Origin of the sequence: Flavobacterium sp. MEB061 (assembly GCF_000834715.1) — a bacterium.
GTDB lineage: Bacteria > Bacteroidota > Bacteroidia > Flavobacteriales > Flavobacteriaceae > Flavobacterium > Flavobacterium pectinovorum.
In genome coordinates, this window is record NZ_JXQR01000015.1 from 592,132 (window position 1) to 613,618 (window position 21,487).

The 21,487-nt window shown below is 34.4% G+C and carries 27 protein-coding genes; 18 read left to right on the top strand and 9 right to left on the bottom strand.

All coding sequences use genetic code 11. The annotated features are described in order from the left end of the window. Positions 1-2,346 (bottom strand): class I SAM-dependent DNA methyltransferase, encoded by a 2,346-nt coding sequence (locus tag RT99_RS09880; RefSeq protein ID WP_042564544.1) that lies wholly within the window; start codon positions 2,344-2,346, stop codon positions 1-3. Between the two features lie 315 nt (positions 2,347-2,661). Here RT99_RS09880 and RT99_RS09885 point away from each other — a divergent pair, with 315 nt between their 5' ends. Further along, the gene (locus RT99_RS09885) at positions 2,662-3,198 is read left to right on the top strand and encodes a hypothetical protein (RefSeq protein ID WP_242607183.1); all 537 of its coding nucleotides are present in this window, start codon (positions 2,662-2,664) and stop codon (positions 3,196-3,198) included. Between the two features lie 55 nt (positions 3,199-3,253). Continuing rightward, positions 3,254-3,421 (top strand): hypothetical protein, encoded by a 168-nt coding sequence (locus tag RT99_RS25320; protein ID WP_158549424.1) that lies wholly within the window; start codon positions 3,254-3,256, stop codon positions 3,419-3,421. 120 nt (positions 3,422-3,541) lie between these two features. Here the strand turns inward: RT99_RS25320 and RT99_RS09890 are convergent, their stop codons facing one another. The 6 genes from RT99_RS09890 to RT99_RS09915 form a co-directional block, all read right to left on the bottom strand. Further along, positions 3,542-3,766 carry a hypothetical protein gene (locus tag RT99_RS09890; protein WP_042564545.1) on the bottom strand — a complete coding sequence of 75 codons (225 nt, stop codon included), beginning with the start codon at positions 3,764-3,766 and terminating at the stop codon, positions 3,542-3,544. Between the two features lie 327 nt (positions 3,767-4,093). Then, the gene (locus RT99_RS09895) at positions 4,094-4,906 is read right to left on the bottom strand and encodes an SDR family NAD(P)-dependent oxidoreductase (RefSeq protein WP_042564546.1); all 813 of its coding nucleotides are present in this window, start codon (positions 4,904-4,906) and stop codon (positions 4,094-4,096) included. Between the two features lie 140 nt (positions 4,907-5,046). Continuing rightward, positions 5,047-5,634 carry a TetR/AcrR family transcriptional regulator gene (locus RT99_RS09900; RefSeq protein WP_042564547.1) on the bottom strand — a complete coding sequence of 196 codons (588 nt, stop codon included), beginning with the start codon at positions 5,632-5,634 and terminating at the stop codon, positions 5,047-5,049. Between the two features lie 271 nt (positions 5,635-5,905). Continuing rightward, positions 5,906-6,367, bottom strand: coding sequence for a PaaI family thioesterase (locus RT99_RS09905; RefSeq protein WP_042564548.1), 462 nt, complete (start codon positions 6,365-6,367; stop codon positions 5,906-5,908). A 129-nt stretch (positions 6,368-6,496) separates the two neighbouring features. Then, a complete protein-coding gene (locus RT99_RS09910) occupies positions 6,497-7,087 on the bottom strand; it encodes a TetR/AcrR family transcriptional regulator (protein ID WP_042564549.1) in 591 nt (196 codons plus the stop codon). A 74-nt stretch (positions 7,088-7,161) separates the two neighbouring features. Next, positions 7,162-7,506: a helix-turn-helix domain-containing protein gene (locus RT99_RS09915; protein ID WP_042564550.1), complete on the bottom strand. Its 345-nt coding sequence runs from the start codon at positions 7,504-7,506 to the stop codon at positions 7,162-7,164. Positions 7,507-7,779: 273 nt separating this feature from the next. Here RT99_RS09915 and RT99_RS09920 point away from each other — a divergent pair, with 273 nt between their 5' ends. The 14 genes from RT99_RS09920 to RT99_RS09980 all read left to right on the top strand — a co-directional run bounded on the left by RT99_RS09920 (position 7,780) and on the right by RT99_RS09980 (position 19,307). Continuing rightward, positions 7,780-8,526, top strand: coding sequence for an SDR family oxidoreductase (locus RT99_RS09920; protein ID WP_042564551.1), 747 nt, complete (start codon positions 7,780-7,782; stop codon positions 8,524-8,526). A 255-nt stretch (positions 8,527-8,781) separates the two neighbouring features. Beyond that, positions 8,782-9,348 carry a Crp/Fnr family transcriptional regulator gene (locus RT99_RS09925; RefSeq protein WP_042564552.1) on the top strand — a complete coding sequence of 189 codons (567 nt, stop codon included), beginning with the start codon at positions 8,782-8,784 and terminating at the stop codon, positions 9,346-9,348. A 253-nt stretch (positions 9,349-9,601) separates the two neighbouring features. Further along, complete coding sequence (locus RT99_RS25675) at positions 9,602-9,757, top strand: hypothetical protein (RefSeq protein WP_242607184.1); 156 nt, start codon at positions 9,602-9,604, stop codon at positions 9,755-9,757. Further along, entirely contained in the window at positions 9,720-10,157 is a 438-nt protein-coding gene (locus tag RT99_RS09930; RefSeq protein ID WP_242607185.1) for a YceI family protein, read from the top strand. The genes RT99_RS25675 and RT99_RS09930 overlap by 38 nt, the downstream gene beginning before the upstream one ends. Positions 10,158-10,161: 4 nt before the next feature. Further along, entirely contained in the window at positions 10,162-10,380 is a 219-nt protein-coding gene (locus tag RT99_RS09935) for a 4-oxalocrotonate tautomerase family protein (protein ID WP_042564553.1), read from the top strand. A 5-nt stretch (positions 10,381-10,385) separates the two neighbouring features. Next, positions 10,386-11,120 (top strand): SDR family NAD(P)-dependent oxidoreductase, encoded by a 735-nt coding sequence (locus RT99_RS09940; protein ID WP_042564554.1) that lies wholly within the window; start codon positions 10,386-10,388, stop codon positions 11,118-11,120. A gap of 2 nt (positions 11,121-11,122) precedes the next feature. After that, positions 11,123-11,572, top strand: coding sequence for a nuclear transport factor 2 family protein (locus RT99_RS09945; RefSeq protein ID WP_042564555.1), 450 nt, complete (start codon positions 11,123-11,125; stop codon positions 11,570-11,572). Positions 11,573-11,589: 17 nt separating this feature from the next. Further along, complete coding sequence (locus RT99_RS09950; RefSeq protein WP_042564556.1) at positions 11,590-12,675, top strand: nitronate monooxygenase family protein; 1,086 nt, start codon at positions 11,590-11,592, stop codon at positions 12,673-12,675. A gap of 565 nt (positions 12,676-13,240) precedes the next feature. Further along, positions 13,241-14,542 carry an epoxide hydrolase family protein gene (locus RT99_RS09955; protein WP_082036941.1) on the top strand — a complete coding sequence of 434 codons (1,302 nt, stop codon included), beginning with the start codon at positions 13,241-13,243 and terminating at the stop codon, positions 14,540-14,542. Between the two features lie 155 nt (positions 14,543-14,697). Continuing rightward, complete coding sequence (locus tag RT99_RS09960) at positions 14,698-15,687, top strand: alpha/beta fold hydrolase (RefSeq protein WP_042564557.1); 990 nt, start codon at positions 14,698-14,700, stop codon at positions 15,685-15,687. 293 nt (positions 15,688-15,980) lie between these two features. Next, complete coding sequence (locus RT99_RS09965; RefSeq protein ID WP_117614805.1) at positions 15,981-16,388, top strand: organic hydroperoxide resistance protein; 408 nt, start codon at positions 15,981-15,983, stop codon at positions 16,386-16,388. A gap of 59 nt (positions 16,389-16,447) precedes the next feature. Continuing rightward, on the top strand, positions 16,448-17,278 hold the full coding sequence (locus RT99_RS09970; protein WP_242607186.1) for a thioredoxin family protein: 831 nt from the start codon (positions 16,448-16,450) through the stop codon (positions 17,276-17,278). 264 nt (positions 17,279-17,542) lie between these two features. Beyond that, positions 17,543-18,559 (top strand): sensor histidine kinase, encoded by a 1,017-nt coding sequence (locus RT99_RS09975; protein ID WP_042564559.1) that lies wholly within the window; start codon positions 17,543-17,545, stop codon positions 18,557-18,559. After that, positions 18,540-19,307, top strand: a complete 768-nt coding sequence (locus RT99_RS09980) for a LytTR family DNA-binding domain-containing protein (RefSeq protein WP_042564560.1) — start codon at positions 18,540-18,542, stop codon at positions 19,305-19,307. Before RT99_RS09975 ends, RT99_RS09980 begins: the two co-directional genes overlap by 20 nt. Here the strand turns inward: RT99_RS09980 and RT99_RS25805 are convergent, their stop codons facing one another. Together RT99_RS25805 and RT99_RS09985 are read right to left on the bottom strand one after the other, a co-directional pair. After that, complete coding sequence (locus tag RT99_RS25805) at positions 19,308-19,430, bottom strand: hypothetical protein (RefSeq protein WP_256365462.1); 123 nt, start codon at positions 19,428-19,430, stop codon at positions 19,308-19,310. It lies immediately after the preceding gene. 190 nt (positions 19,431-19,620) lie between these two features. Continuing rightward, on the bottom strand, positions 19,621-20,007 hold the full coding sequence (locus tag RT99_RS09985) for a DoxX family protein (RefSeq protein WP_042564561.1): 387 nt from the start codon (positions 20,005-20,007) through the stop codon (positions 19,621-19,623). A gap of 232 nt (positions 20,008-20,239) precedes the next feature. Between RT99_RS09985 and RT99_RS09990 the strand changes: the two genes are divergently transcribed. Next, positions 20,240-20,722: a TlpA family protein disulfide reductase gene (locus RT99_RS09990; protein WP_042564562.1), complete on the top strand. Its 483-nt coding sequence runs from the start codon at positions 20,240-20,242 to the stop codon at positions 20,720-20,722. A 2-nt stretch (positions 20,723-20,724) separates the two neighbouring features. Continuing rightward, complete coding sequence (locus RT99_RS09995; RefSeq protein WP_042564563.1) at positions 20,725-21,333, top strand: thioredoxin family protein; 609 nt, start codon at positions 20,725-20,727, stop codon at positions 21,331-21,333. Positions 21,334-21,487: the final 154 nt, after the last annotated feature.

The following is a 21,487-nucleotide window of genomic DNA, read 5'->3' on the forward strand; positions in this document are numbered from 1 at the left end:
TTACAAGTTTAAAATTTCGGCAATTAAACCATCGCTAAGTTTTTCTAGATCAATAATATCTTTTGTAACTTCTACGATATCACGCAAAGGTTTGTGTTGGTAGAAATATTTATTAAAGCTTATTTCATAGCCAATTTTAGTAACATCCAGATTTATCCAAGCTTCTTCTACATGCGGTTTTACCTCTCTTAAAAAATAGGTATAGATGTTTTCTTGCAATGGAACATTTTCAGTATCACGTAAATCGCTTTCGGTTTCATAAGTGATGTATTCTCCTTTTTTAGTGGTTGTATAATAACCAAAATTTGGCAATTCACTTTCGGTACAATCCAAGTGTTTTAAAACCTTTTTTAGTTTATCTCCAGAAAGCTTTATGATTCCTTTTACAACTTTTTCAGCATTAGCATCATACCAGCTTATAGCATTGAGTATTGCATTTTTCTCTGAAGCAGAAAGTTTAATTTTTTCAGATTTAATTACTTCATCCACATGTGAACGAAATTTATTGAAATCCGTGAATTCTTTTGTTCCAATTTTTTGCAGTAATAGCAAACCATTGTCTAACAAAAACTTTTGCTTTTCCCAAAGCGTTTTATTCGTTAGAGCAGTTTCTTGTTTGCTGTTTAAATTAAGTTCTTGCTTTTCTGCCCAATGTATTAGGTCTTTTTTATATTTTGCAATATCCGTATAAACTTCTTCACCATAGATTTTATAAGCATAAACCATCGCCTCTTTTAGAGACTTATCGTATCGTAGTTCTTCGATTTTTTCTTTAGTAAATTGAGCCTTTAAACGTTTCGGTCGTTCGATAGTTACTTTGTGGTAACCAAAATCACTATTGTCAAATATTTTTGAGGCAATACTGTTATCTGTGTTACGTTCAATTGCTTCTAAAGTGGTATAGGTTTTTACTATTTCAGTAATATTTTCTGCTGAAAATTCGCAGTTTTTGTTTCCTAAATTCTTACGCAGTTTTCGGTATAATTGTCCTGCATCAATAAGTTGTACTTTACCTTTTCTATTAGTCGTTTTATTATTGCTTAAAATCCAAATGTAAGTTGTAATTCCTGTATTATAAAACAAGTTATTTGGTAATTGCACAATTGCTTCGAGCCAATCATTTTCGATAATGTAACGGCGAATATTGCTTTCGCCTCCACCTGCATCTCCAGTAAACAAGCTACTTCCGTTGTGAACCGAAGCAATACGTGTTCCTGTTGAACTTTGTGAAAGTGGTTTCATTTTACTGACCATTTCCATCAAAAACAACAATTGACCATCTGAGGAACGAGGTATCGCATCAGCATCCTCTTCGATTCCCCAATAGTTTTTTAGTTTTATTTGAAAACGAGAATCAATTACATCTTTACCGTCTTTAATATATTTTTGCTCACTAGCCCATGATTTTCCATAAGGCGGATTAGATAACATAAAATCGAAAGTAGTACCTGCAAATTCATCAGTAGATAAAGTAGAACCAACACGAATATTTTCAGGATTATTACCTTTAATCATCATATCCGATTTACAAATCGCATAAGTTTCATCATTGATTTCTTTTCCATATAAATAAACATCGCCTGTTGCTCGAATTTCTCCATCCTCATCCTTAATGAAATTTTGAGATTCTGTTAGCATTCCACCACTTCCGCAAGCAGGATCATAGATGGTCATAACAGGAGGCAAATTATTCTTGATTGGGTCAAAAATAATATGAGTCATTAAATCAATTACTTCACGAGGCGTAAAGTGTTCTCCAGCTTCTTCATTATTTTCTTCGTTAAACTTTCTAATTAATTCTTCGAATACATAACCCATTCCCAAGTTAGATAGAGCAGGAAGTTTACGTCCATTACTATCGTTTTTCTCGAAAGGAGTTAAGTTAATATCAGGAGAAGTAAATTTTTCTAACACATCAAGCAAAACATCTTTGCTTGCCATGTGTCGGATTTGACTTTTTAACTTGAATTTTTCAATGATTTCTTTAACATTGTTGCTAAATCCATTTAAATAATCTTCAAAATTGGCTTGCAATAATTGTTGACTGTTTGTAGCAGTATCGTGTAAACGTTGCAAAGTCCATTCACTTGTGTTATAAAATACATATCCTGAAGCTGCACGTAATCCGTTTTCATCCCATTCTGTAAAGCCGGCTTCATCTCGTTGAAAGAATAATTCTTCCATAACGGCATCTTTAGTTGGTTCTAATAAGGCGTCTAATCGTCGTAAAACAACCATTGGTAAAATTACATCACGATACTTACCTCTAACGTAAACATCTCGCAAACAGTCGTCTGCTATTGACCAAATGAAGGAAACTAATTTATTGTGGACAGATTGATTCATTAATTATTTTGTTATTCTTGTAGTTTATTATGAAAGATGTAAAACTATAAATTTCAAGGTTGTTAACCTAAGTTTGTTTGTATAGATTCTTCTTGTTTGCAAAAATAGATTTTAGTGTTAGTTCAAACTTACGGTTTTCCGTATTTTCATATTTTTTCATATTTTAAAAGCTCTATTATTATTTTTGTCTTATCTATTTCTTGAAACACTTATAGTAATGCTAGTAGAAAATTAAAATTAATATTTCTAATTATATTATTAAATTTTACCCACAAAACTGTAAGAAAATTTTAATATTTTAGCATAAAAAAGCACTTGAACAATATAGATATTTACGAAACCAATTTATCAATAGAAAGTACTATTGTTCAATATCTTTTTGAGAGTAAAGGCGCAAAAAAGCTCATTAAAGCCGTTCAGTATTCGGGTTTTAAAACGCAGACGGGTTTGATTATGTATAATCTGGGTTTTGGCGATTATGATTTTGAAACCAAAAGTATTTCAGATAACGAAAGCAGTAATAATGGCGATATGCGAACCGTGTTTAATACGGTTTTAAATACTGTGCCAAAATTTTTTCAGGACAATCCGGGATTTCCTATTTATGTGCAGGGCAGTGACAGTTCAGATTTGTTTGAAGAAGAATGCCGAATTTCTTGCTTTAAAAACTGCGATGAAGCCTGTAAAAATAGAAACAGGAGAATAAGAATCTATACGTATTTTGTCAATAAACACTTTGCAGCGCTATCAAAAGAATATCTCTTTTTTGGTTATGACGAACAAAAAGAGACTTTTGTTGAGTATGTTCCGCAAAATAATTACATCGCGGTACTGGTTTATAAAAAAAATTAGATAATTTTGTATAATAATTGACGTTTGTATTAATAATCAATTAAATAGGAGAGTGATGGAAAATAAAAAAGTCGATAAAGTCACAAAAATCATTTCTATGTCAACTGCAACTAAGAAAAAGATTTCTAAAGTAGCAGATGAGATAAAAGGGAGAGATTTGTTTACAGATAAAATTGAACTGGCTAAAAAAACGTTACAGAATTTAAAATCATTACCCATTTAGATTTCTGTTCTTTATAAAAATAAAAAAACGAGATTATTTCTTTTCAGAGATAGTCTCGTTTTCATTTTTTTTAAACCGCAAAGTTCGCAAAGCTATTTATATTTAATCGCGTCTTCGCGACTATAGGTAGGTATTTTCACTTGGGCTTTCGTTTTGTCCAATAGAATTTCCGTCGTTTTCAGCACAACTTAAGTTTGATGAGGAAGTTTCAGGCAAATCATCCCAATGACCCCAATCTCCTTTATAGGCTTTTCGATAGGTAAAATCATTGTTATAAGCTACACAAATTTCGCTGTGTAATGAATCTACTTTATGAATTTCGCTATTTTTTATTGACTTTTCCATGATTGTTTGTTTAGATACGCCAAAAGTACAGCAGTGGTTGCCTTTAGACTTATATATAAACCCGGAATAGTTATGTAATTCACATGTTGTTAGATGTTTATATGTAAAATATCACTTTTCAGGATTAAATAGATTTTAAGATATTAAATTCGATTGTAAAGTATTTACTTCAAAATGTATTAGTCTATAATGAAGAGAAGATCCTTTTTAAGGTTCCCAACAAATATGATAAGGTCAGCAGGGAAATAGCTCCATAAAAAAACGAGACCATTTCTCCTAAAAGAAACAATCTCGTTTTCATCAACTTAAAAAAATCAGAAATATAAATTACCCGTGAGCCGCTACAGAAACATCAGCCCATTCTTCCCAGGTTGCTAATTTTTGCGTGTAAACTTGTTTGGCTAATGGCAACGCCACTTTTCCTAAAAACAGGCGTAAAGGTGGGTTTTGAGCATCAACCAATTTAAGAATGGCAGGTACCGTAAATTCCGTTTTTCCGAAAGTATCAGGATCATGTCCTTCTGCAATCGCTTTTCTCATTCCTTCATAATCATCGATGATTTCGCTGTTGAAACCGTTACCCCAAATATCTGTAAAATAGCCATTTGGTTCTACCAAAGTAACATTGATTCCGAATTGTTTTACCTCTTGAGCCAATGTTTCAGTAAGACCTTCAACAGCAAATTTAGAAGCGTTGTAAAGACCTAAATTTGGTAAAGTTGCGATTCCTAAAATAGAAGAAACCTGAATAATATGTCCGCTTTTTTGGTTTCTCATAATCGGTAAAACCGCTTGAGTTAACCAAAGCGTTCCAAAGAAATTAGTTTCAAATTGTGCTCTCGCTTCTTTTTCGCTTGCTTCTTCTACCGCTCCGTTTAAGGCATAACCGGCATTGTTGATTAATACATCAATTTTTCCGAAGTGTTGTTTTACTTTTTCTACAACTGCAATCGATTCTTCGCGATTGTTTACGTCTAATTTAAGCGGTAAAATGGCATCGCCATATTTTGCTTTTAAATCGTTTAGTGTATCAATATTTCTGGCTGTTGCAGCTACCTGATATCCTTTTTCTAAAAATGCTTCTGTCCAGGCTTTTCCAAATCCTTTTGATGCTCCTGAAAGTAAAATTGTTTTTGACATGATTTCTAAATTTTTAATTGTTAATTATTAATGGTGAATTGTAAATTTTGTTTAATCGTTTATTTGTTTAACTGTGTATTTGATTTTTGATATTGATTTTTAAAAATGACTGATCGGTCATTTTTTGGATAAAAAAAAAGTTAATAGCTTTTTTCTTCAATCATTTCTTTTAGTGTTCTAATAATCACTTTCATTTTATCGTTGCTTCCGGACGTTCTCGAAATAAGATTCCCGCCTTCTAGCATGGCAAAAATTATTGTTGCAAAGTCTGAGGCATTCCAATCTGGTTTAAATTCGCCGTTGGTAATTCCTTTATTGATGCTGTTTTCTAATATCTGCTGTGTAAATTTAATTCCCCCGTTTACTTTTTCTTTTACAATAGGGTTGGTGTCATCCGCTTCCATTCCAAAATTTAATAGAGGACAACCACCCGTAATTGGTGGATTTAGTGGGTTATCAAAAAAATCAATATAAATGAATAATTCTTCTTTTGCCGTTTTAGCTTTGCTGATCGCAGCCAGGATTTTATCACCCAAAACCTTCATGTTATGATCTACGGCAGCGCAGGCCAAAACTTCTTTGTTTTCAAAATGAACATACATACTTCCCTTTGAGAGTTTGGTAGCCTCCATAATATCGCTCATAGCTGTTGCTGCAATCCCTTTTACATTAAAAATAGGGGCGGCTTTTTCTATGATAAATTGTCTGGTTTCTTCTCCCTTAGACATGATTTTTTATTTGTTCGTTTGAATTACAATGCAAATATATGACCGATTGGTCATAAAAAACAAATTTATTATGATTTATTTGTGATTTTCATCGTAGATAGATTTTTGTGACGAAGTTTTTTGCCACAGATTTCGCAGATTAGAAAGATTAATTTATATGTGCTAAATAGCCACGAATTCACGAATAATTGCGTACATAATTATAAAAAATTCGTGAATTCGTGGCTAAAAAAATCTATGTTTCTATGTGTTAAATAAAGTACACAAAGGCTTATTTATCAGATTCTAAAACCTTTTTTACCACATTGGTTTTAAATAAATTAGAGTAGGCGCGGGCAATTAATCGGGTTTGTGCTTCGTTCCAGATTTCGCATTGTACGTTTACAAATTGTCGGCCTTTTTTTATGATTAATGTTTTGGCCAAAATAGTATCGCCCACATGAGCCGGAGCAAAATAATCCACGTTTAAGTTTATGGTGGTGTAAAAGTTTTCTTCATCCAAAGAAAATAAAGTAGCACCAATACAATCATCTGCAATAGCAGCCGTAACGCCTCCGTGTAGCGATTTTATCGGGTTCGACATCTCTTCTCTTACCACATATTTAAAAGTTACCGTTCCTTCTTCGGCAACCACTACTATAGGTTTCATCCAAAGCATAAAAGGCGAGGGAGAAGCCGTAAATTCTCTATCAAGGTGATCTTGTAATACTTGTAATCTAGTTTTTCTTTCCATAATTGTGATTTGTGATTTGTAAAATGTTAGATGTAAAAATGGAAATGTAGTTTGTGTTTGACATTTACTTCTATATTTTACCTCTAACTGTTTTTATACTGATCGGTATATTTTTAATTTAAAAAAAAGTTACTCTAGGTCATTAATAATTTTATTTAATGAAACCATAATCTTTGGTAAATTGTTAAAATCCCCGGTCACTTTTGCAATCATAACAGCGCCTTCGATAATGGCGATAAAAGTTAGGGCAATTTGTTCGGGATTAATTTCTTTGGCTTTAAATTCACCGGCAAGAATGCCTTGCTCAATAAAGTATATGAGTTTTTCTTTCCACCAAAGAAGTGCTCTTTCCACATTTTTTTTAAGAATCGTATGTGTATCATCAGCTTCGGTAGCGGTATTCAAAATCGGACATCCGCCTCTTGTAACTTTTAAATCATAATAATGAGAATACAAACGCGGATAAACTAATAATTTGTCTTTGAAGGTTTTTTGTTTCTCAATTTCATTGGCAAAAGTATCCTGAAGCTTTTTGATATTGTATTTAAAAGCAGCAATTGCCACTTCGTCTTTATTTTCAAAATTGCCATAAATACTGCCTTTTGTAAGTCCGGTAGCTTCTGTAATATCGCTCATAGAAGTACCGCTATATCCTTTTGTGTTAAAAATAGGAGCAGTTTTTTCTATAATAAATTGTTTGGTTTTTTCGGCTTTACTCATAATAAAATGATTTGAAAGTACAAATATATACCAATCGGTATAATTTTAAAGCCATTTTAAAAAAGAAATAAATTTTAAACTCTTTCTCTTTGATTTTTAATATGTTCCCGATGAGAAATTCCCCACTTGATCATCTCCGTTATAATTGGTCCAAAAGATTTGCAGTAATCGGTTGATTCATAAAGTATAGGAATCTTTGCATCACGATCTTCAGTTCTTTTTACGAGATTATTTGATTCCATATCTTTCAATTCTTTCGAAAGCATGCGCGAAGTAATTCCGGGAATACTTTGCAGAATTTCTGTAAATCGCGTATTGCCATTACAGATAGAATTGATGATGGGTAATTTCCATTTTCCACCCAAAACATATATTGTATCCTGAAGCGCCTGAAACTCTTCTTTCTGATTTCTAGCCATGCTGTTTGTTTTTCAATAAAAGTATAAAAAAGATTTTATTTTTATTTTAAACCATATAAGTGATATAAGTAAATATAAGAGCAAACCTAATTAAAGTTTCTGTTAGACTTATATCACTTCAACTATAAGCAAACTTTTTTAAATGAACTTATATGGTGAAAAAACAACACTTACATGGTAAACAAAAACAATTCCAGTATACTCCATGATACCATCAAAAAAGCAATATGTTTTACCATTTAACTTTGTCCCGTTAATTTAAAAAACATAAAAATGGACGATTTAAAAAATAAAGTTGCTGTAATTACCGGAGGAAATAGCGGAATAGGTTACGCAACAGCAAAACAATTAAAAGAACAAGGTGCAACGGTTATCATTACCGGAAGAAGAAAAGAAGCGATAGAAAAAGCTGCTTCAGAATTGGGTGTAACGGCGATTGTAGCAGATCAGTCGAATGTTGGAGACACCGAAAATCTGGTTGCCAAAGTAAAACAAGATTTCGGGCAGGTTGATATCCTTTTTATCAATGCCGGAATCGCTGGTTTAGGTACAGTCGAACAAACTACCGAAGCTTTATTTGACAGTATCATCAACATCAATTTTAGAGGAGCGTATTTTACATTAAGCAAATTCATTCCTATTTTAAAAGATAGCGCTTCGGTTGTATTTCTTTCTTCAAACACAGCGAGTATGAGTGGTGCAGGATCATCTGTTTATTCTTCTAGCAAAGCAGCGCTAAATTCGGTTATGAAAATTGCAGCCTTAGAACTAGCACCAAGAAAAATCAGAGTAAACTCCGTTAGTCCGGGACCAACAGAAACCGAAGTCATGAACAAAGTAGGTTTAGACAAGGAAACCATTAAAACCATTATGGATGTTGTGGTAGAAAGTAAAGTTCCCCTAAAACAAATGGGAACCACCGAAGACGTTGCCAAAATGGTTTCGCACCTAAGCAGCGACGCCTCAAAATTCATCACCGGAGCCGATTTTATTATGGACGGAGGGATGGTTTTGGCCTAAGTGGCTATCCCGAAGTCTCGGGACTGAGATGCTAAGATTCTAAGTTTTTTTAAGCTGCTAAGACTCTAATGTTTAATTTTTGTTATATCTTTTGAAAACGACTGCCCTAGCCCTGATGGGAGCGGCATCCTTTTATGGTGGGGTTCACCATAAAAGATACAGCGGACAGCAGGAAATAGCTCCTAAAAATTCCAAATTCCAAGTTCAGAAAAAAACTTAGAATCTTAGTACCTTAGCAACTTAGAATCTTTTTCCATGAAACAACTCCTAAAAGACCACATCTCCAAAACCGTTTCATTAACAGATGAAGAGTTTGACTATTTCTTTTCGCATTTTAAACCGCAGTCTTTCAAAAAAGGCCAAACGATTATTAGCGTAGGTGATAAAGTTGATTGTGAGTATTTTGTAATTTCGGGTTGTGTAAAGGCTTTTTACATTAACGACGACATTAAAATGTATATTCTGCAGTTTGCAATGCCAACCTGGTGGACATCGGACTACGCGGCTTTATACAATCAAACAAAAGCAACTATTAATATAGATTGTATTTCTGATGTTGAATTGCTTTGCCTTTCAAACGCTGATCGTGAAAAACTTTGTGCCGAATTTCATCAAATCGAACACTTTTTCCGTTGGCGAACCAATAAAGGATATGTTGCCTCTCAAAAACGCCTTTTATCTTTTATGAATAACAATGTCAAAACACGTTACGAAGAACTTTTGGCATTATATCCACAACTTTACAACCTTGTTCCCAAACATTTAATTGCTGCTTATCTGGGTGTTTCCAGAGAAACTTTAAGCAGGCTTAATAACTCCTGATTTTTTTTAGCCACAGATTTCACAGATTAAAATGATTTTTTTTCACGCAGATTAAAAAAAATGTTTCACGCAGATTTGGCAGATTTGAGCAGATTTAAATATTAATTATCTGCCAAATCTGCTTAAATCTTTTAAAATCTGCGTGAAATAATACCCCAAAATCCGAATGTGATCTACATCACGTAACCAACTTCCATAGTCGCCGTTCCTTTGTACTGTACTTTAAATACAACAACAATTAAATACAATAACAATGGAAACAACAAATTTTAAAATCGTAAGCGCAAACAGCCAAATCGATTGGACCGGAAGAAAAGTAACCGGCGCACATAATGGAACAATTGGTATCAAAGAAGGTAATTTTATCCTGAATGACGGAAAAAATAAATGGTGGAAACATCATCATTAATACTTCGACAATAAAAATTCTGGATGTTACAGATCCGGCTACAAATGCACAATTTGCCGGACACCTTGCTTCGGATGATTTTTTCTCTATCGAAAAATTCCCTACCGCAACATTGGATATTCTTTCTGTAAAAGAAATTTCAAACAACACTTATCATCTTGAAGGAAATCTGACCATAAAAGATATTACACATCTTGTTGGTTTTGATGCCAAAGTAGAAAACAGCAGAAACGAAATTAAACTTTCTGGTAAACTGATTATTGACCGTACCAAATACGATATCAGATTCCGTTCTGGAAATTTCTTTACAGATTTGGGCGACACATTAATCTACAACGACTTTGACTTAGATTTTACTATTACTGCCGAAGCCGTTCTTTCAGAACAATCTAAAAACTAAAGCCATGCCTTACGTAAAAATCGAATTGACCCGCGAAGGAGTAACCCGCGAGCAAAAACAGGAATTAATAAGCGGCATAACCAATTTAATTACAGATGTTTTAAATAAAGATCCGCATTTAACACATGTCGTGATTCAGGAAATAGAATTAGACGATTGGGGTTACGCAGGCGAACAAGTATCAGTATTAAGAGAAAAAGGCATAACAGCCGATAAAAAATAAATATCATGAAAAAACAAACTATAATCGTTACCGGAGCAGCTTCTGGTATAGGAAAAGGAATCACTAAATACTTTTTGGACAGAGGCGATAATGTTGTCATCAATTCAGTAACGCCAAGTGCATTAGAAAACACTTATAATGAGTTTGGTGCAGGCGATAATCTGGCGATGTTTGCCGGAGATGTGAGCAAAAAACAAACAGGTGAGGAATTAGTAAAAATTGCCATCGAAAAATTTGGTTCTGTAGATGTATTGGTCAACAATGCCGGAATTTTTGACAGCAAACCATTTCTTGAAGTTGATGAAGCTTACTTAGATAAATTTCTGACTACAAACTTTAAAGGAACTTATTTTACAACACAATCCGTGATTCCGCAAATGCTGAAACAAAAAGATGGTGTTGTAATCAATATCGGAACGCCGTTGGTGAACCATGGATTAGGCGGATGGCCGGCTTCGGCACCTGTTTCAAGCAAAGGTGCAATTCATGCGCTTACAATTCAGCTGGCAGCCGAATTTGGAAAACAAAACATTCGTATCAATACTGTTGCACCTGGCGTTATCCGTACACCAATGCACGGAGACAAAGCCGATCAGAATGCGGGTTTACATTTGCTAAACAGAGTTGGCGAAATAGATGATGTTGCCGAAATGGTATACATCGTTGCAAAAAGCACTTTTATTACCGGATCAATCATTAATGTTGATGGCGGTAAAGGTGCCGGACACAATTTAAACTAATAATGAAAACTTTTTTATTAATTGCTTTTATGCTCTGGAATTTACAGGGCATAAAAGCACAAAATAACAGCAAAATGGAAAATCAGGAAGATGTTGCAGCAATTACAAATGCCATAGAAAACAATTATTTTAAAGGCATTTATGAAGGAGATGTAAGGATTTTGGGAAGCATTTTTTATCCCGGAACATTGGTTTACGGTGATATAAAAGGACAGCCTTATTTCAAGACCGTAGATTTATATCTCGACGGCGTAAAAAACAGACAAAGTCCGAAGGATTCCGGAAAGCCTTTTAAAGGAGAAATTTTGGATATTCGGGTTGTAAATTCAATTGCCGTAGCCGAAATTAATGTTAAAATGTATGACTTTTATTATCGGGATTTTTTATCTTTTCATAAGATTAACGGAAAATGGCTTATTGTCAATAAAATGCTGACTGACTTAAGTCAATAATTTTAAACGAAAAAGCAATGTGGAATCATACAAAAATAACAGAATTATTGGGTATTGATTATCCAATTATGCAGGGGCCGTTTGGGGGAAATTTATCTTCGGTTGAGTTGACCGCAACGGTATCTAACGCCGGTGGTTTAGGCGGATATGGAGCTTATACCATGAGTCCGCAGGAGATTTTTGATGTAGACAAACAAATAAAAGCGGCAACCAATAAACCGTATAACATCAATCTTTGGGTTTCAGATCATGATATTCCGCAAGGTGGTTTAACAGATGATAAATTTGCTAAAACCATCCAGCAATATCAACCTTATTTTGATGAAGTTGGAATTCCGTTACCGGAAAAACCAGCGCCGTTTCAATCCAGATTCGAAAACCAATTAGACGTTATTTTAGACATTCGCCCAAAAGTATTTAGCTTTATGTTTGGCGTGCCTTCGGCCGATGTTTTAGAAGAATGCCGCAAAAAAGGAATCACAACAGTTGGTGCGGCAACGACTTTGGACGAAGCCATTTTTCTGGAAGCCGCAGGAGTTGATATGATTATTGCTTCGGGCTTTGAAGCTGGCGGACACAGACCTTCTTTTTTGGCTTCTGCCGAATCATCCTTAACGGGAACTTTTGCTTTAGTACAATTAATGAGGGAAAAAATAAAAACACCTATCATCGCCGCCGGCGGAATCGCAAACGGAAAAGGTGTTGCAGCAGCTTTGGCATTAGGTGCAGACGCCGCCCAGATAGGAACCGCGTTTCTTGCCACCGATGAATCGAACGCATTACCCATTCACAGAGAAATGTTATTTTCTGATGCAGCAAAATACACCACTTTATCAAGAGCCTATACAGGCAGACTCGGACGCGGAATAACCAGCAGAATTGCAAAAGACTTAATTGGCAAAGAAGAAAATATTCTGCCATTTCCGCTACAAACGACTTTAATTTCGCCATTGCGAAAAGCAGCACTTGAGCAGCAAAAATGGGATATGATCTTATTTTGGGGCGGACAAATTTCTCCCATTTTAAAACATACAAAAGCAAAAGATCTAATGCATTCGCTGATTGAAGAAACAACAAGTTATTTTAATGATTTGAAAGTTTAATTAAATGAGTTTGATTAAGAAGAGACTGCCAGGGAAAGGCGGTCTTTTTTTTATATAAAAGATTTTTAAACCCGACAGGTTTTTATCCCGAAGTGTCGGGACTGTGGTGTTTATTTTAAAACGTATCAAGAAATCACTTCAAATGATATGTAGTCCCTACGGGACAATTTTGGTGTGCGGTTTTTTTTCTACCAATATGTAACCTCTACGAGGTATTATAATAATAATCCTTTAGGAGTTACATATTGGTAGAAATATTAATATGTGACCTCCACTAAGTATTACAATAAATACTCCTTTAGGAGTTAAATATTGGTAGAAAATATTAATTGTAGTTTTTAGAATGTCCCGTAGGGACTACATAATTGCGCAAACCTTTGTCAAAGTTTCAAACTTTGACAAAGGTAAACCCAGATAACCGAGTATTACAATATCAACACCAAACTTTCAACTTCTTCAATGTCCATTTCAGCATTAACTTCGTCCATTTGACTTATTTAATGATTTTAAAACGCTTGTTATCAAAATACTTTTGACAAAGAAATTAATAACAAAATTTAAGATCATGAAAACAATTCAACAAAACAAAAAAAGCTTCCTAAATGCAATCGCTGCAGGAATTTTTATACTGATGACAACAATAGGCTTCGCACAAAAAAATCAGGATAAAACTAAAATTAAAGACGAGTCAGTTCGTCCTTATCATATTAGTATTTCGCAAGATGCATTAACAGATCTTCGCAATCGTGTCAATGCGACAAGATGGCCGGATAAAGAAACCGTTGCCGATCAGTCACAAGGAGTAAAACTACAGCAAATTCAAAGCCTTGTAAAATATTGGGGAACTGATTATGACTGGCGTAAAACAGAAACGAAACTAAATGCTTTACCACAGTTTATAACCAACATTGATGGCTTGGATATTCAGTTTATCCACATCAAATCTAAAAACAAAAATGCTTTGCCATTAATTATTACACATGGCTGGCCGGGTTCTTTCTTTGAACTTATAAAAGTAATCGGACCATTGACAGATCCTGTTGCTTACGGAGGAAAAGCCGAAGATGCATTTGATTTGGTGATTCCGTCAATGCCAGGTTACGGATTCTCAGAAAAACCTACAGGAACAGGTTGGGGACCAGAAAAAATTGGGAATGCCTGGGATGTTTTAATGAAACGTTTGGGTTACAAAAACTACGTATCTCAGGGAGGAGATTGGGGTTCTGTAATTGCAGATGCCATGGCGCGTAAGGCTCCACAAGGATTATTGGGAATTCACGTAAATATGCCTGCAACAGTTCCGGCTGATGTTGCAAAAGCACTTAAAGGCGGAGATCCGGCTCCTGCAGGATTATCTGTAAAAGAAAAAGCAGCTTTTGTTTCGCTTAATAAATTATACACAAAAGGCGGCGGTTATGCCGGAATGATGGTAACACGTCCGCAAACTTTAGGCTACGGATTGACAGATTCTCCGGTTGGGTTGGCTTCTTTTTTCTTAGATAAATTTAACGAATGGACATATAGTGGAGGAAATGCCGAAAAATCACTAACCAAAGATGAAATGCTGGATGATATTTCATTGTATTGGTTAACCAATACAGCCAATTCATCGGCACAATTATATTGGGAGAATAATACGAACAACTTTAATGTTGTCGAACAAAAAACACACGATATTAAAATTCCGGTTGCCGTAACTGTTTTTCCGGGAGAAATTTATCAGGCACCAAAAAGCTGGGCCGAAAAAGCATACAAAAACCTGATTTATTTTAATGAAGTAAACAAAGGCGGGCATTTTGCTTCGTGGGAAGAACCACAGCTTTTTACAATTGAACTTCGTGCAGCTTTTAAATCCTTAAGAAAATAAAAACTTGTTATAGTCAAATAATTTCAGGATTTAGCCTGTCCATTTCAACTTTTACTTTGTCCGGTTCACCTTTTTTCTCATTGTAAAAGGATGGTAATCGCGATACTTTTGACGAAGAAATTAACTAATAATCAAAACATTAAATATAAAATATTATGAAAACAATAAATCAAAAATCAGCTTTAGTACTTTCTAAATTAATTTTAATTGCTGTACTTTTCTTTACAACAACACAAATTTCTGCACAAGCAGATAGTTCTCTAGGAACATTAAAACAAATCAATGCCGGACTTTTAAATGTGGGGTATACAGAGGCTGGTCCTGTAAACGGAAATGTAGTAATCCTGCTTCACGGCTGGCCTTATGATATTCATAGTTATAATGAAGTGGTGCCTGTTTTAGTCGCAAAAGGTTACAGAGTAATTACCCCTTATTTAAGAGGTTTTGGAACAACTCGTTTTCTTTCGGATGCTACTTTTAGAAACGGTCAGCAAGCCGCATTGGCAAGTGATATTATTGCTTTGATGGATGCCTTAAAAATTAAAAAAGCTACTATTGGCGGATTTGACTGGGGCGCAAGAACTGCCGTTGTTATGGCGGCACTTTGGCCGGAACGTTTAAACGGATTGGTGTCTGTAAGCGGCTATTTGGTTGTAAATCTTGAAGCGAACTTAAAACCATTATCTCCGCAAGCAGAATTAGGTTGGTGGTACCAATATTATTTTGCTACCGAAAGAGGAAAAACCGGCTACAGCCAAAACACTTATGAATTCAATAAACTGATCTGGAAAATTGCATCGCCATTATGGAATTTCGACAAAGCAACTTACGATCAAACGGCACAATCATTTAATAATCCGGATCATGTGGCAATTGTAATTCATAATTACAGATGGAGACAATCGCTTGAAGGGGGAGAATCTAAATATGATGCGTTGGAAAAACGTTTGGCCGAAAGACCCGCAATTACAGTTCCAACAATAACAATAGGAAGCGATTTTGACGGCGCTTTCGCAGATGGAAAAGCCTATGCCAACAAATTCACAGGCAAATACGAACACAGAATTCTAAAAGGCATCGGACACAATGTGCCACAAGAAGATCCAAAGTCATTTGCTCAGGCGATAATTGATGTGGCGAAATAATAAATTCCAATTTTTTATCCCGAGACTTCGGGACCAAATTCCAAAATTTAACCGCAAAGTCCGCTAAGTTTTTTATGGATTGCGCTTAAAATTAACCACAGAGAACTCAAAGATTACACAAAGAACACAAGTTATATAAACACACAGCTTTGCGATCTCTGTGTTTTTATAAACCTTCTCTATAAAAAAAACTTTGTGTACTCTGCGGTAAAATTACACGCCCCAAAAATCAATTTCAATAACAAATCCAATAATCTAAAATCTAAAGTCTAATATCTAAAATTAAATTAATCATGAAAAAAGTCTTATACACAGGAAAAACGCACACAACAGGAGGAAGAGAAGGAGCATCACAAAGTTCTGATGATCAACTAAACATTAAATTAAGTTCTCCGGGATCTTCACGTCCGGGAACAAATCCGGAACAGCTTTTTGCGGCGGGTTGGTCTGCTTGTTTTATTGGCGCAATGGGAATCGCAGCCGGAAAATTAAATATCAAACTTCCGGCAGAAACCGCTGTAGACGCAGAAGTAGATTTATGTAATGCAGATGGCGAATATTATTTACAGGCTCGCTTAAACGTAAGTCTTCCGGGAATCGATGCCGAAACTGCCAAAAAGATTACCGATATGGCACATCAAACTTGTCCGTATTCTAAAGCAACAAGAGGGAATATTGATGTTGAAATTAATATTCTGTAATTAATCTTTACCGTTATCCTGCAAGGTTTTCAAAACCTTGTAGGTATAATTGGTTTAGAATGAAATTACCAAACTTAAAAAATCAAACCTACAACGTTTTGAAAACCTTGCAGGAACGTATAAAAACACACAACATGAAAAAAATAAAATTAATACCCATTTTAAGTGCATTATTTCTCCTGGCAGGAATAACTGCTTTTGCACAAAATAATACAAATAAAAAAGGTTTTGCCGTTCTGGAATTATTTACTTCCGAAGGATGTTCAAGCTGTCCGCCCGCAGATGAATTGATGGGAAAAATTCAAAACGAATATCAGGATAACAACGTTTACGTATTGTCTTATCATGTTGATTATTGGGACAAACAAGGCTGGAAAGATGTTTTTAGCAATGCTACTAACACCAAACGACAATATGATTATGCCCAATTTCTGGGGAAAGAGCCTATTTATACGCCACAATTAATCATCAACGGAAAAGCAGATTATGTAGGTTCACAAGAAACAATTGTTAGAAACGCTGTAAAAACAGCACTTTTAAAACCTGCAACTGTTGATTTATCCTTACAGGCGAATCAAACTAATAATAATCTTGCAATAAATTATAGTGTTGAAGGAAATACCAAAAACAGTAAATTGTTGATCGCCATAGTTCAAAAATCAGCAAAAAGTAATGTGAAAAGAGGAGAGAATGCGCATCGCGTTTTATCGCATTATCAAATTGTACATCAGCTGAGTTCAATAGAAATTGCAAAAGATAAAAAAGGAACTTCTGTAATTCATTTGCCTAAAAACTTCAACAATAAAGATTTTGAAATAATTGGTTTTGTACAGGATCTTAAAACGGGAAGTATTTTAGGTGCAGATAAAGCTGTCTTTCAATTAATATAAAAGTTTTTGTTTCACGCAGATTTTGCAGATTTGAGCAGATTTAATTTGGATAATTATCTGTGCGAATCTGCTTAAATCTGCAAAATCTGCGTGAAATAAAACACAATATAACTTCGTAAAGTCTACACAAAGCTTTGCGAACTTATATTTTTACAAAACTTCACTTATAAAAAACTTCGCGAACTTTGCGTAAAATCTTTGCGAACTTTGCGGTTAAAACTCAATATTCTATCTTTGACAAGCAAGATAAAACAAATACAAAAAATGGAAAAAGTAAAACGCTTTCAGGTATCGAGCCGTGTTATATGGGGAAGCTCCGTTGCGCTGGCGATTCTTGCTTCAATACCCAAATTATTTGATGCTTTTTCTACAGCTTCAGACATCGTTATAAACTCGTCGATAACCTTGATGTTTTCGATATTTATCTGGTATTATAATATTTACAGTCTGCCAAAATTTACGGCACAGCGCACGCATAAAAGCTTATTCAACTGGAAACTGCTTTTAAGTGTTTTAATGGGAATCCTGGTAATGGTTATTTTGGTAATTGCCCATCAGGAATTGTTTCAGGTATCCAAAATGGATGCGCCGATAATGTTCGAATTACGAGGCGTTTTAATCAATTTGATCGTTTATATGTTTCTGCATTTGTTGTTTCAAAATTATCAGACACAGCAAATTGCGGTAGAGTTAGAGCGTACTCAGGCGGTAAATCTGGGCGCACAATACGAATTGCTGAAACGGCAGGTAAATCCGCATTTTTTGTTTAACAGCCTCAATACTTTAAAATCGATGGTTGATATTCAGGATCCGCAGAGTTCTGATTTTATTCTCAAATTATCTGATTTTTATCGTTTTACGCTCGAAAGCAGAAAAATGGATTTAATCTCGCTTCGCGAAGAACTTCAAATTTTAGACTCCTATGTTTATTTGCTAAAAGCCCGTTTTGAAGACGGATTTGAAGTGACAAACGAAATCGATCCAAAACAATACGACTCGGCAATTCCGCCATTTTCATTACAATTATTAATAGAAAACTGCATTAAACACAATGTTGTTTCATTAGATAAACCTTTGAAAATTAAATTATATACCGAAGGTGATTTTCTGGTTATCGAAAACCAGATTCAGCTCAAAAGAGGCGCATTATCCACAGGCGTTGGTTTGGATAATATCAACCAGCGTTTTATGCATTTGATACATAAAGAAATAGAAATAGACAAAACCGAAACTACTTTTAAAGTAAAAATACCCATGATTTATGACTATCGTAATAATTGAAGATGAAGTAAAAACAGCCAAAGCACTTGGTCAGCTTATATTGAGTATCAGGCCAGATGCCCAGATTTTATCGTACATACAAAGTATTGACGGAGCGGTGAGTTATCTTCAGGAAAACGACCAGCCCGATCTTATTTTTATGGATATTCAGCTCGCAGACGGTTTGTGTTTTGAGATCTTTAAAAACATTGAGGTACTTTCTCCGGTCATTTTTTGTACCGCTTTTGATGATTATGCGATTGAAGCTTTTAAGTCAAACGGAATTGATTATGTACTAAAACCTTTTTCGAGAGAAAGCATTGCGCAGGCGATTAAAAAAGCGGGAGAATTGAAAAATTTTTTCCAAAGAAATAAAAAAGCCATGCCCGATTTTGATTATTTACTGACCAGAACAGGTGAAAATAAAGGCAAAAGCAGTTTTCTGGTTTTTAAAAATAATAAATACCAAACCGTTTTAACAGAGAATATTGCGTTGTTTTATATCAAAAATGAAACCCCAACTATATTGACTTTTGATAAAACAGAATATCAAATTACACAATCCTTAGATGAGGTTCATAAACTATTGTCGACAACTCAGTTTTTTAGAATCAACAGACAATATTTGATCAATTTTTCGGCTATTAGAGAAGCAGAGCATTATTTTTCGCGTAAGCTGATTCTTAAATTAACAATTCCTACCGAAGAAAAATTACTGGTAGGAAAAGAAAAAGCAACCGCCTTTTTGAACTGGCTGGAAAACAGATAATTATTTCAGTTTTTCGATCGCATTTTTTATGGCGATTTCATCATTTTCCTGAAACATAAAACAGCTTAGAAAGAATAAGATGGAAAGAACAATTGCAAAGACGATTAAGATAAGTTTTTTCATGATTTTTTTGTTTAAAGATTTTACAAAAGACTAAGTCATAAAAGTTTTTGTTTCACGCAGATTTTTTTTAATCTAAGCAGATTTACGCAGATTATTAATATTTAAATCTGCTCAAATCTGCGTTATCTGCGTGAAAAAAAATCATTTTAATCCTTTAATCTGTGGCTATATTTAAAATGTTCAACGAATATTACGCAGCAACATAAGTCGCTGTATACAATTTTCTAAACATAGCATAAGTAACACTCACCATCACAAAAGCAATAATAGCATCGGTTGTGGCGCCAAAACCAAATACCGCCAATTTTGAAAAGAAAGCAAAAATGATGTCAAAAAAGATTCCCGCAAATACCCACTCTTTCAGTCTAAGTAATTTATTCGGAATCAATAAAGTGATAATTCCAGAGATTTTCATTACACCCAAGATGTAAATAAAGTGTGCCGGATAACCCAATTGTTGTGTAATTTCCCAAACAATTTTGTTGGTTGTAAGTTCAAAAAATCCGCTTGCGCCAAACCATAAAGAAGTTAATACTACGCCAGTCCAGTAAATAATTTTTGTTGTTTTTGTGTTCATGATTTTTATATTTTTAATTATTTGATGAGACAAAATTGCGTTGAAAGCAGGAAAATAAATAGTGCTATTTTGCTGAACCGGACAAATTAAAAGGTGAAATAGGCAATCTCAAACCTGATAAGAATTCATTGCCAAAAAAGAACTTTATTAACAAGAATTTACGATTTTTAAAATTCCATTAGTTTTATATTTGTAATGAACATTGCGCCAATAAAAGCCAAATACCATTTGTATGAAAGAAATCAAAGCTTTTACAATTATTGTTATTCTGTTGCTGGCTTTCTCCTTAAAGTCTTATAGCCAGCAAGTAAAGCTGATTAATATAGACCAGCTTCAGGAAAGAATGAAAGCCGGAAAAGACAGCACTTACGTTGTTAACTTTTGGGCAACCTGGTGCGCGCCGTGTATTAAAGAATTACCTCATTTTGAAAAACTTAGTGCAGAACATAAAACAGATAAATTGACTGTATTATTAATAAGCGTCGATTTTAAATCGAAACTTACTTCAGCAGTTGTACCATTTGTAAAAAGAAAAAATCTCAAAAACCAAGTATTTTTATTGAACGAAAGCAATCCGCAGGAATATATCGATCGCATTGACCCGTCGTGGTCAGGCAGTATCCCCGCTACATTATTCATAAAAGGCGATAAAAGAAAATTTATAGAAAGCGAACTTACCTACGAACAATTACTAACCGAATATAAAAAACTATAATTATGAAAAAGTTTATTACACTTGCACTAATTTTTAGTGCCTTTCTTGCTCAGGCACAAGCTCCAACTCTTAAAGCCGGACAGCCAGCACCGGATTTTAAACTGAAAAATGTTGATAATAAAGAAGTTTCTTTTGCCAGTTATCCAGATGCAAAAGGTTTTATTGTAGTGTTTACATGCAATACATGTCCGTACGCAAAAGCATATGAACAAAGAATTATCGATTTGGACAAAAAATTCAAGCCACAAGGATATCCCGTAATTGCCATAAACCCAAATGATCCCGAAGCTTCAAAAGCAGATACTTTTGATAAAATGCAGGATTTGGCAAAAGAAAAAAAATATGCTTTCCCTTATTTATTTGATAAAGGACAAATCGTTACAGATCAATATGGTGCAAAACATACGCCGCATCTTTTTGTAGTTTCAAAAACCGCAAAAGGAACTGTTGTAGAATATACAGGCGCTATCGATAACGATCCTGAAGGAACTAAAGACGAAAAAACGAAGTATGTTGAAGATGTAATTGCATCATTAAAAAACAATCAAAAACCAGCTATAACCGAGACTAAAGAAATTGGCTGTACGGTGAAAAGAAAAGCGAAAGCGTAATTTTTTATTGTTTTTAAAATCATTAGGCTGTCTGAAAAGGCAGCCTTTTTTGTTTTTATGTCATTTCGTTTTTTATGATGAAATTGATTTTTTTTCAGGAGCTAATCCCGCTATCCGTTCCAATCTTTTATTTTTTTAAAGAAAAAAAATAAAA